The organism is Blautia sp. OM07-19 (genome assembly GCF_003481595.1).
GTDB classification, from domain to species: domain Bacteria; phylum Bacillota; class Clostridia; order Lachnospirales; family Lachnospiraceae; genus Blautia_A; species Blautia_A intestinihominis.
On sequence record NZ_QULA01000036.1, the window covers coordinates 20,457 to 29,096 of the forward strand.

Sequence of the window (8,640 nt, forward strand, 5' to 3'; positions counted from 1 at the left end):
GGCTGCAAGATGGCGAATCCTTTTCATTCAACAGGCAGTCCGATTGTGGACCGGATGTGTCGGCTGCAGTTTACCGGAAATGTAATCCCGGCAGCGTGGTATCGTACAATTACCAGAGATAATGGGAAACCCAATCTGACAGCAATCATTATTTTGTCAGATGTTGTGTATTGGTATCGGCCGGTGGAAATCCGAGATGAATTAACGGGACAATTATGTGGATTCAGAAAGAAATTCAAAGCAGATATTTTACAGAGAAATTACCAGCAGCTTGCAGATCAGTTTGGAATCTCAAAAAGAGAAGCTGTGAACGCGGTAGTTGAACTGGAGAAAATAGGAGTTGTGAGAAGAGTTTTTCGAACTGTCAGGAAAGGAGGAATGCGGAACTCAAACGTGCTGTTTCTGGAGCTGAATGTAGATGTCCTGATACAACTGACTTATCCGGAAAATCTGTCAGATGCAGGGTATCACTTCTTAAAGGGAGAGCTGTCACCACACAAAGAGAGAGGTGCCACATCAGGATGTGACAGGATATCACAGTCAAACGAGGCATATCTCTCTTTTGAAGGGGATACAAATACAGAGATTACGGAAGAGAATACAGACATAGAGTATCCACTCTGTTCCTATCAGGCTGTGGAGCGTGCGATTCGGATACAGATTTCTTATGATGCGTTAAAAAACGATCATCCATATGACAGAAGAGTTGAAGAAATCCTGGGACTTATTCTGGATGTAATGGTTTCTACAGCACCTAAACTTCGGATTAACCGTGAGGAAAAAGATATAGAGATTGTGAAAGCACAGTTTGCGAAGCTTACGAAGGATCATGTCGAATTCGTGCTTCAGAGTATGGATGATACCAGCACAAAGGCCAGAAATATCCGAGCGGTGCTCCTGACTGCATTATACAATTCTGTCAATACAATAAACAGCTACTACGGGAACCGCTATCATTTCCATCTGGCAGAAGAAACCAGAAGAGAAATGGAGGAAACGGATTGAGAACAGAAAACTGGAAAAAAATCGTGACCGGATGCGGAATGGTTTTGTTAGCAGCATATGTGGGAGGCTTTTTTGAAATCTTGTTTTCCAGATCAGAAGTATGCTTAAGTCCTCTGCAATGTCTGTATGCAGGGTGTGGTACTTCGTCAGGAAGAAAATGGTCAATGGCAGCCGTGGTACTGCTTTTGGCTTTAACGGTACTGGTAATCTGGCGAGGAAAAGACAATCCATTGCATGATGAACGGAATTTTGAGATTTCGGATCAGGGAACTTATGGAACGGCAGGATTTATGGGAACACAGGAACAAAAAGAGATACTGCAGGCAGACCGTGGAATGGAGCATATAAAGGGGATTATTTTCGGAAGGGAGTTGTCTAATGGAAATATATTAAGTCTTCCGGTGGATTCAAGACTGAACCGAAATATCGCGGTATGCGGTTCGCAAGGTTCCATGAAATCCAGGGCTTTCGCAAGAGTGATGGCATTACAGTGTGTGCGCAGGGGTGAGAGTATGTATATTACGGATCCAAAATCAGAACTTTATGAGGATCTTTGTGCGTATCTCAAAGAAGAGGGATATGTTGTAAAGCAGCTGAATCTGATTCAGCTTACCCATTCAGATGCATGGAACTGTCTCGCAGAGATTGAAGACGGGGAGCTGATTGATGTGTTCTGTGATGTCGTGATTCGTAACACAACGGATAAGTTTGATCATTTTTATGACAATGTGGAAATGGATCTCTTAAAAGCTCTGTGCTTATATGTTTTTGAAGAGTATCCACAAGAGCAGAAAACTTTTCCGGAAGCTTATAAATTATTGCTCAATAAAAGTGTAGAAATGCTGGATTCCATTTTTGAAAGGCTTCCAACGGATCATCCGGCAAAAGGTCCCTATCAGTTATTTTCCAAGGCAGAAAAAGTAAAAGGAAATGCTGTGCTTGGTCTTGGAACCCGTCTGCAGATTTTGCAGAATAAGATGGTGCAGCAGATTACGAGCCATACAGATATAGACCTGTCACTGCCGGGAAAGCAAAAGTGTGCGTATTTTTGTATTACTTCGGATCAGGATTCTACATACGATATGCTTGCTACACTGTTTACATCATTTTTAAGTATCAAGCTGGTTCGCCTGGCTGACAGAACGGAAGAACGTGTCCTACCAGTACCGGTAAGTTTTATACTGGATGAATTTCCAAATATCGGTGTTGTTCCGGATTTTAAAAAGAAACTGGCTACGGCCAGATCCCGGCGGATAGGCATGAGCATCCTGTTTCAGAATATTCCACAGCTTCAGAACCGTTATCCGGATAACCAGTGGGAAGAGATCCTTGGCGGCTGTGATTTCTCGATCTTTCTTGGCTGTAATGATATGACAACCGCTACCTACTACAGTGACCGGACCGGTGAGATTACAGTTTCAGTTGCTTCTATACGAAAGAACTTTTTTACGATCCGTGCCACAGATTATGTGCCGGAATATTCGGAATCACGTTCCATTGGAAAACGGCAGCTCCTTTTGCCAGATGAAATCCTTCGTTATCCGCTGGATCAGGGAATCCTAATCATCCGAGGACACAATGTGCTTCGGTTTAAGAAAATGGATTATACGGAACATGCAGATGCCGGAAAACTGAAGATGGAAAAGGTTGTGGATCATATTCCGGACTGGTATCGAAAGTGGGAAAAACAGCAGCAGGAATTTCAGATACTGGATGAGCAGGTATATGAAGCTTCGGCTCCATTGGAAAAAAATGAGAGTCCGATAAAAGAAAATGACGTGCAAGAACCACTGACTGTAAATGGGGCTGTTCAAAAAACAAAGAATAAAAAGCGGACAAGTACTGGTAATACGGTCATGAAAGTAGATGATCTTTTTGTAAAAAAATCAAAGGGGTGAAGGTTTGGAAATTAATCTAAATGAAATACGGGGAAATTCACTGGTCCGCTATGGATTCAGAGTTCTGCTTGCCAAAGAATTTGGACTTTATCTGAAGGAGCAGGAGGTGGAAAAAATACTGCTTGCAGAAAGCTGCATTGAAGTATATGAAGATGTAGAGGAATTTCTGGAAAAAAGCGGATGGAGACGGGATAATCCAGAATTGTGCAGTGAATGCTATTTATTTGAAAATCATATCTGTAGAAAAATCCAGGGTAAAATCTGGTATTTTTCAAGAATACAGTATGAAAATGGATTGCGGGGAATGAAGCAAGGCTTCAATTAGAGAATACGCAGTATTCGAAGTGTGAAAGGGCGGTAATATCCTGGCCAAAAGGGTGTTACTGCCTTTTTTTATTGTAAAAAGCCAAAAGCAAAAATAGGACATTTGCTTGTGATTTTCGCTTATTTGAGTTAAAATTATTATAGAAACATTGAAATGATGGATGACAAGTGCTTTGATTCTTGTAGGCAAAAAGATGCCAGAAAACAGGAGGGATGATATGTGCACAAAAAATGAACTGAATAGTATTTTACAAAAGTTGACACAGATTTATCGCTCAGTATATGGAGAAAATCTTGTTCAGGTAATTTTATACGGCTCTTATGCAAGAGGAGATTATCATACGGATTCAGATGTAGATGTTGTTGCAATCGTGCATGGTGACAGGAAAACATTGCAGCAGCAGTTGAAAAAGGTATGGGATTCCTCTTGCGAGCTGGAGTTAGAGTACGATACAATTCTTTCTCCGACCGTAATTCCGTATGAAGAGTTTAAACAATACCAGACAGTTCTTCCATATTATCGTAACATTTCACAGGAAGGAGTGGTAATTAGTGCCTGATAATCGAAGGGAACTGATAAAATATCGACTGGAAAGTGCAAGAGAGCGTTTAAATTCGGCAGAAGTATTGCTTGCATCGAAAAGTTATAAAGATTCTATCGGAAGATCTTATTATGCCATGTTTACTGCAGTTCGCGCATTGCTTGCAAAAGATGGCGTTGATTATTCAAAACATGCAGGAGTAATTTCCTATTTCCAGCGAGAGTATATTAAAACACAAAAATTCGAAAAGAAATATTCAAAATATTTGAGTCAGGCATTTCAGATTAGAAACAATACGGACTATGCCGATTTTTTTGTAGTATCATTTGAAGATGCCCGTGAACAGGCTGATAGGGCAAAGGAGTTTTTAACGGCGATAGAAGAGTTTTTAAAAGCATAAAATATTGGTGAGAACAAATAAAATATTTCATGAAGCAACTACAGTCGGGGTATGATATATTTCTATACCCTGTCTTTTTTGTATATAAAATTTCTGAAAATATTCTGGTGAAGTAGTAGTATGATACGGAGAATTAAAAAACGTGATAGTGTCAAATGATTTATGAAAAAACTGAGCCCAAAAATAAGGCTCAAACGAACCTTGAAAATTGTAGATATTGATAACAATAAGCTCTCCGAGGGCTTAGGGCGCTGCCCTAAGTACCCGCAAGGGACTCGTCCCTTGACCCAGATTCGGGCTTTGCCCGAACCCATCCTCGCCGGAAGGCAGGAAAAGGGCGCAGTTGCCCCCTTTTCTGCTGAAATAGGATAATCCGTGAACCTTATGTCAAGAGACTTTCGCGGCATATCCTCGCACCACAGGTGCTGCGGTATTCCACGGTTCTCCTGACAACGGTTCCGCTCCAGTTATGCAGATGCCTGATTTTGTAGATTTAAGATAGTTTGCTGACCAAGGAAAATCAACAGTTGCCATTTACCTGGCATATTTTCTGCACCTTCCAACATCTCTACTTTATTTAGAACTTTGCATCCTGCGTGCTTGTGAGGTCTGAGAAAGTTGTAGTAGGCGACCCATAGAGCCAGGTCATAGTTGGCACCGTCGATGTTATCAAAGCCGTTTGTAGGTCTGTAAGAAACCTTGTATGTACGGTTTAATCTTTCGATCATCTGTTTGTATGGTCGGAATACTCTTGATACTTCATCGTCGTTGGTAAGTCCAATTACTTGAGTGATATCAAACTTAAACTTATCACCGAACTCACGGAAAAACTGTTGTGCAGCTAATGGATAGGCGCTGTAACCATCTGCAATAAAGTGGAAGTTTTCAGGAAGCTTTTTCAAGTGCCGGAAAGCCATTCGCATGGCTAGAATGCAGGGACCAACGCCGCGGTTATCAGAGACTTGATTGCCAATGATGGAACGTTTGGAAGCATCCATGATGAACCAGATATAAGCTTTTACACCACGGATTTTGATGTAGGTTTCATCAGCAGTAAATACCTTGCCAGTTCCGTAGTCATAGTTGACAACAAAGGGTTTGATACACATAGCGGCGGATTTGCAGTAGTTAGCAATGCTCTGGTGTGAGATATCGATGTTGTACAGATCTTTGAGAGCCTGTTTCGTTTTTCTAAGAGATAGACCGTAAGCGTCAAATAAAACAGTGCATAGAAAAATAACCGTCAGCCTTTTATACTAAAAGGTCAACGGTTATCGACAGAATTCTTTTACAAGAGGATTACAAGGCAGATAATCATCCAGATATTCAGGATGTTCAAGAAAAGCACTCCCCGGCATGTCGGACAGGATATATTTTATATATTTCATCGGGGCAAGCCCATTCGCTTTCGCTGTCTCTACCAGTGTATAGATTCCTGCACTGGCTTCCGCCCCTTTCGGACTGCCGGAGAACAGCCAGTTCTTTCTGCCGATCACAAAGGGACGGATACAGTTTTCCGCAAGCGAATTACTGATGGAACAATTCCCGTCTTCCAGATAATTCCAAAAACCTTCGCGGTTATTTAAGGCGTAATGAAAAGCTTTTGAAAGTTTGGATTTCGGCAGCTCTCCGATGGCACTTTTTTCTGCCCATGACCAAAAAGCCTCGAGAAGCGGTTTCTCGCGGATAAGACGTTCTTTTTTCTTCTGATCAGGAGGGAGCGCCTCCAACTCTGACTCTATGTTAAAGAGTTGATTCAGACGGAGGATTGCTTCCGCTGCTTTTGATGCTTCCGAATTATGGATGTCTTTTGGGAGCGCATCCACGAAAGCCCGGCGCAGATGCGTATAGCAAAGACATCTTTTTACTCCTGAAACTGCATTGTATCCGGAGTAAGCGTCTGTATGGATATAACCTTCATATTCCCTCAGAAACGCTTCCGGATATTTCCCGCTTCGTCCCGGCTGGTACTCGAAGTAGCGGATGGGATTTACGGCATCTTTGATGCTGCAGTAAACCCACATATAGGAATCGGACGTATTTTTCCGTCCCGGTTCTTTCAGCACCTGTACATGTGTTTCATCGATATGAAGGTATCTCTGTTTCAGAAGTTCCAGCTTCAGACGGTGGACGATGTGTACAAGCCAGTCCCGATAGACAACCAGAAGCCAGTTTGACATAGTCGCTCTGCTTAAACGTAATCCCAAAGCCTCCCATTCTTTTTCCTGTCTGTACAGCGGGATGCTTAATTCAAACTTCTGGTGGATGAGCCAGGTGATGGTAGATGCAGATGCCAGAGAATGCAGGACGGGAGGATATGGCACCGGAGCCTTCTCCATATAAAGAGTTCCGTTTTTCCGGCATGACCTGCATTCATACGTTTCCCGGTAATGGTCAATCACCTTGAGTTTTGCAGGGATAAACTGTACTTCTGTGCGGACGAATTCTTCCCCTACTTTCACCATCGTACTCCCGCAGTTATCGCATATCTGTTCCCTTTCATCTATGGTATGGAGTACTTTGCTGTGAGGGAGATTTTTTACCAGTTCTTCCCGCTGACCGGTGTACTTCCTTTTACGTAGGTGCTTCTCTATCTCAACAAGCTCCGGTTCGTGTGCATCAGGATCCGCACAGGTTTCGATTTCATTAAAAAGAGACATCTGCCCCTCGATTTCGAGAGTAGATGTCTTCTCAGATTTTGTTCCATAAAGTTTACGGGTCAGGAAATCAACCTGCTCTTTCAGGAGCCGGACCTGCTGTTCCAGTTCTTTGATATGATTTTTATACTCCTGTTCCGTAGCTGACATAACCTGAAAACCCTTTCGTTTCGATAGGATTATTATAACATAGAATCGTCAGATTTCCCAGTATTTCTAAGGATTTTCAGTATTTTCAGACTTATGCGGGAGCCATTTCTGAACCGCCCTTGGCTGCTCCGGGTTCAAACCTTCCAGAAGCCAGCGCAGCTGCTGATCAGAAATCTGTTTTGCTTCTTCGCCGGTCCGCGGCCATTGGAGACGTCCGTTTTCGTACCGTTTGTATAAAAGGCAGAAACCGTCTCCCTCGTAATGGACTGCTTTGATCCGGTCAGCCCTCTTTCCACAGAACAGGAATAAGGAATTGCTGTAAGGATCCAGTTTGAAGTTGTACTGGATGATATCCAGCAAGCCATTGAGCTGCTTCCTCATATCGGTGTAGCCGCATCGGATATAGATTTTCTCCACATGGGAAAGATCTCCTAACATGACTGCACGGCTTTCAGAATGTTTTCCAGCATCTGGGCAGATGTGCCTTCATAAAGTTCCACTGTTATGGATCCGATATGAAGTATGGCTGCAGGAGTGGAACGGGAAATGTTTCTGTCCGGAAGTGAAAGCTCCGCAAACTCAGCCGGGGATTCCGTTAAAGCAGTTGACTGTTGGTCTGTACACATGTGGATGCCGTTTTTCTTGCGGGGCAGTTCTTCCAGGGCAAGCTTTCGAATTTTGGAAAGCCAGTAATAATAACTTTTCAAAGAGATATCGTGTTGTTCACACCAGATCTGATTTGTCAGTCCTGAGGCCCTGCATTGCCGTATTACATCCAGCCAGTATTGAAGTTTCACCTGTTTGTCTGGAGTCAAAGAAGAAAGATCCATAAGCCTGCTCCTTAGATTAGATTTAGAGTTTTTAGAGTCAACTCCCAAAACTCTAATCAATAGTTTACATGCAACAGCCAGAAATTTCGATACACCCTCTTATTGGACGCTTACGATAGACCAAGATTTACGTGAAGAGTTAGGCATAAGGACATGGTGTTGGAATCAAACTTGGTGAATTTTAGGGAAGAAGCGTTCTTCGTCAGGGAGTTTAAGTCCAGTTTAAAGAAATCTATCGTAAATTCATGGTAGATATAGTGGAGTTTGTATTTGTTTTTGCCATAGTCTTCGTCCAGATGTTTCTTATCCACTTTCTTCAAGTTGTGGAGATAGTAAGGGCATTTGGGATTCACACATTTGTGGATGATAAAGTGTTTACGGTCTTTCTTATGCACCAGGCTGTGGTTGCAATGAGGACATCTCAAGACGGTGTTTTTGGAAAAACGATTATCTTTGGTTGGAGAAAAAAGCGTTTGGCAGACCTTGCATAGAACCTGACTTTTCTTCCTGCCATCGTTCCACATCAGATAGTCCACAGGCACATCACAGGCAGGGCAAGTGCAGTGTTTGGGTATATCGCACTCAACTCGACGAAATATAGGGCGAATGGTCTTGTGGTAGCGTTGCTGGTAGTAAGAGATAAGGTCTTTCCAGTTCCAGTCCTGCTGATAGGATATGACTTTGGGAAGTTCATCAATCTTAAACTTCTGGTACTTTGGAGAATGGGAATCATCGAAAGCCCACTGCTTAAGAGGGATATATCTACAGATAAGGTGTTACTGTTCAAGGGTATGCATAGTCCATTGTAAAAAGTGATGAAATTTATTTTTTTGT

The 8,640-nt window shown here is 42.5% G+C and carries 8 protein-coding genes and 2 pseudogenes; 5 read left to right on the forward strand and 5 right to left on the reverse strand.

Features of this window, described 5'->3' with window-relative positions:
* The first annotated feature begins 9 nt into the window (after nucleotides 1-9).
* The 5 genes from DXC01_RS17140 to DXC01_RS17160 all read left to right on the forward strand — a co-directional run bounded on the left by DXC01_RS17140 (nucleotide 10) and on the right by DXC01_RS17160 (nucleotide 4,169).
* Nucleotides 10-1,005 (forward strand): DUF6017 domain-containing protein, encoded by a 996-nt coding sequence (locus tag DXC01_RS17140; RefSeq protein WP_117627843.1) that lies wholly within the window; start codon nucleotides 10-12, stop codon nucleotides 1,003-1,005.
* Entirely contained in the window at nucleotides 1,002-2,903 is a 1,902-nt protein-coding gene (locus DXC01_RS17145; RefSeq protein ID WP_308418824.1) for a VirD4-like conjugal transfer protein, CD1115 family, read from the forward strand. The genes DXC01_RS17140 and DXC01_RS17145 overlap by 4 nt, the downstream gene beginning before the upstream one ends.
* Nucleotides 2,904-2,907: 4 nt before the next feature.
* Nucleotides 2,908-3,228 carry a hypothetical protein gene (locus DXC01_RS17150; protein WP_117592288.1) on the forward strand — a complete coding sequence of 107 codons (321 nt, stop codon included), beginning with the start codon at nucleotides 2,908-2,910 and terminating at the stop codon, nucleotides 3,226-3,228.
* A 217-nt stretch (nucleotides 3,229-3,445) separates the two neighbouring features.
* The gene (locus DXC01_RS17155) at nucleotides 3,446-3,787 is read left to right on the forward strand and encodes a nucleotidyltransferase domain-containing protein (RefSeq protein WP_015542791.1); all 342 of its coding nucleotides are present in this window, start codon (nucleotides 3,446-3,448) and stop codon (nucleotides 3,785-3,787) included.
* Nucleotides 3,780-4,169 carry a HEPN domain-containing protein gene (locus DXC01_RS17160; protein WP_022388711.1) on the forward strand — a complete coding sequence of 130 codons (390 nt, stop codon included), beginning with the start codon at nucleotides 3,780-3,782 and terminating at the stop codon, nucleotides 4,167-4,169. The genes DXC01_RS17155 and DXC01_RS17160 overlap by 8 nt, the downstream gene beginning before the upstream one ends.
* A gap of 467 nt (nucleotides 4,170-4,636) precedes the next feature.
* Here DXC01_RS17160 and DXC01_RS17170 read toward each other — a convergent pair.
* The 5 genes and pseudogenes from DXC01_RS17170 to DXC01_RS21360 form a co-directional block, all read right to left on the reverse strand.
* A pseudogene (locus tag DXC01_RS17170) lies at nucleotides 4,637-5,380 on the reverse strand (IS6 family transposase); the annotation flags it as partial.
* 60 nt (nucleotides 5,381-5,440) lie between these two features.
* Entirely contained in the window at nucleotides 5,441-6,976 is a 1,536-nt protein-coding gene (locus DXC01_RS17175) for an IS66-like element ISRob1 family transposase (protein ID WP_118699450.1), read from the reverse strand.
* A 66-nt stretch (nucleotides 6,977-7,042) separates the two neighbouring features.
* Nucleotides 7,043-7,393 carry an IS66 family insertion sequence element accessory protein TnpB gene (gene tnpB, locus DXC01_RS17180; protein WP_158583649.1) on the reverse strand — a complete coding sequence of 117 codons (351 nt, stop codon included), beginning with the start codon at nucleotides 7,391-7,393 and terminating at the stop codon, nucleotides 7,043-7,045.
* A 14-nt stretch (nucleotides 7,394-7,407) separates the two neighbouring features.
* The gene (gene tnpA / locus DXC01_RS17185; protein WP_005422927.1) at nucleotides 7,408-7,806 is read right to left on the reverse strand and encodes an IS66 family insertion sequence element accessory protein TnpA; all 399 of its coding nucleotides are present in this window, start codon (nucleotides 7,804-7,806) and stop codon (nucleotides 7,408-7,410) included.
* A gap of 113 nt (nucleotides 7,807-7,919) precedes the next feature.
* Nucleotides 7,920-8,582, reverse strand: a pseudogene (locus DXC01_RS21360) (transposase); the annotation flags it as partial.
* Nucleotides 8,583-8,640 lie beyond the last annotated feature (58 nt).

Excerpts from the sequence above, each read along its gene's own strand:
- DXC01_RS17140 (WP_117627843.1), top strand. The coding sequence starts at position 10 with ATGGCGAATCCTTTTCATTCAACAGGCAGTCCGATTGTGGACCGGATG.
- DXC01_RS17155 (WP_015542791.1), top strand. The coding sequence starts at position 3,446 with ATGTGCACAAAAAATGAACTGAATAGTATTTTACAAAAGTTGACACAG.
- DXC01_RS17175 (WP_118699450.1), bottom strand. The coding sequence starts at position 6,976 with ATGTCAGCTACGGAACAGGAGTATAAAAATCATATCAAAGAACTGGAA.
- tnpA (WP_005422927.1), bottom strand. The coding sequence starts at position 7,806 with ATGGATCTTTCTTCTTTGACTCCAGACAAACAGGTGAAACTTCAATAC.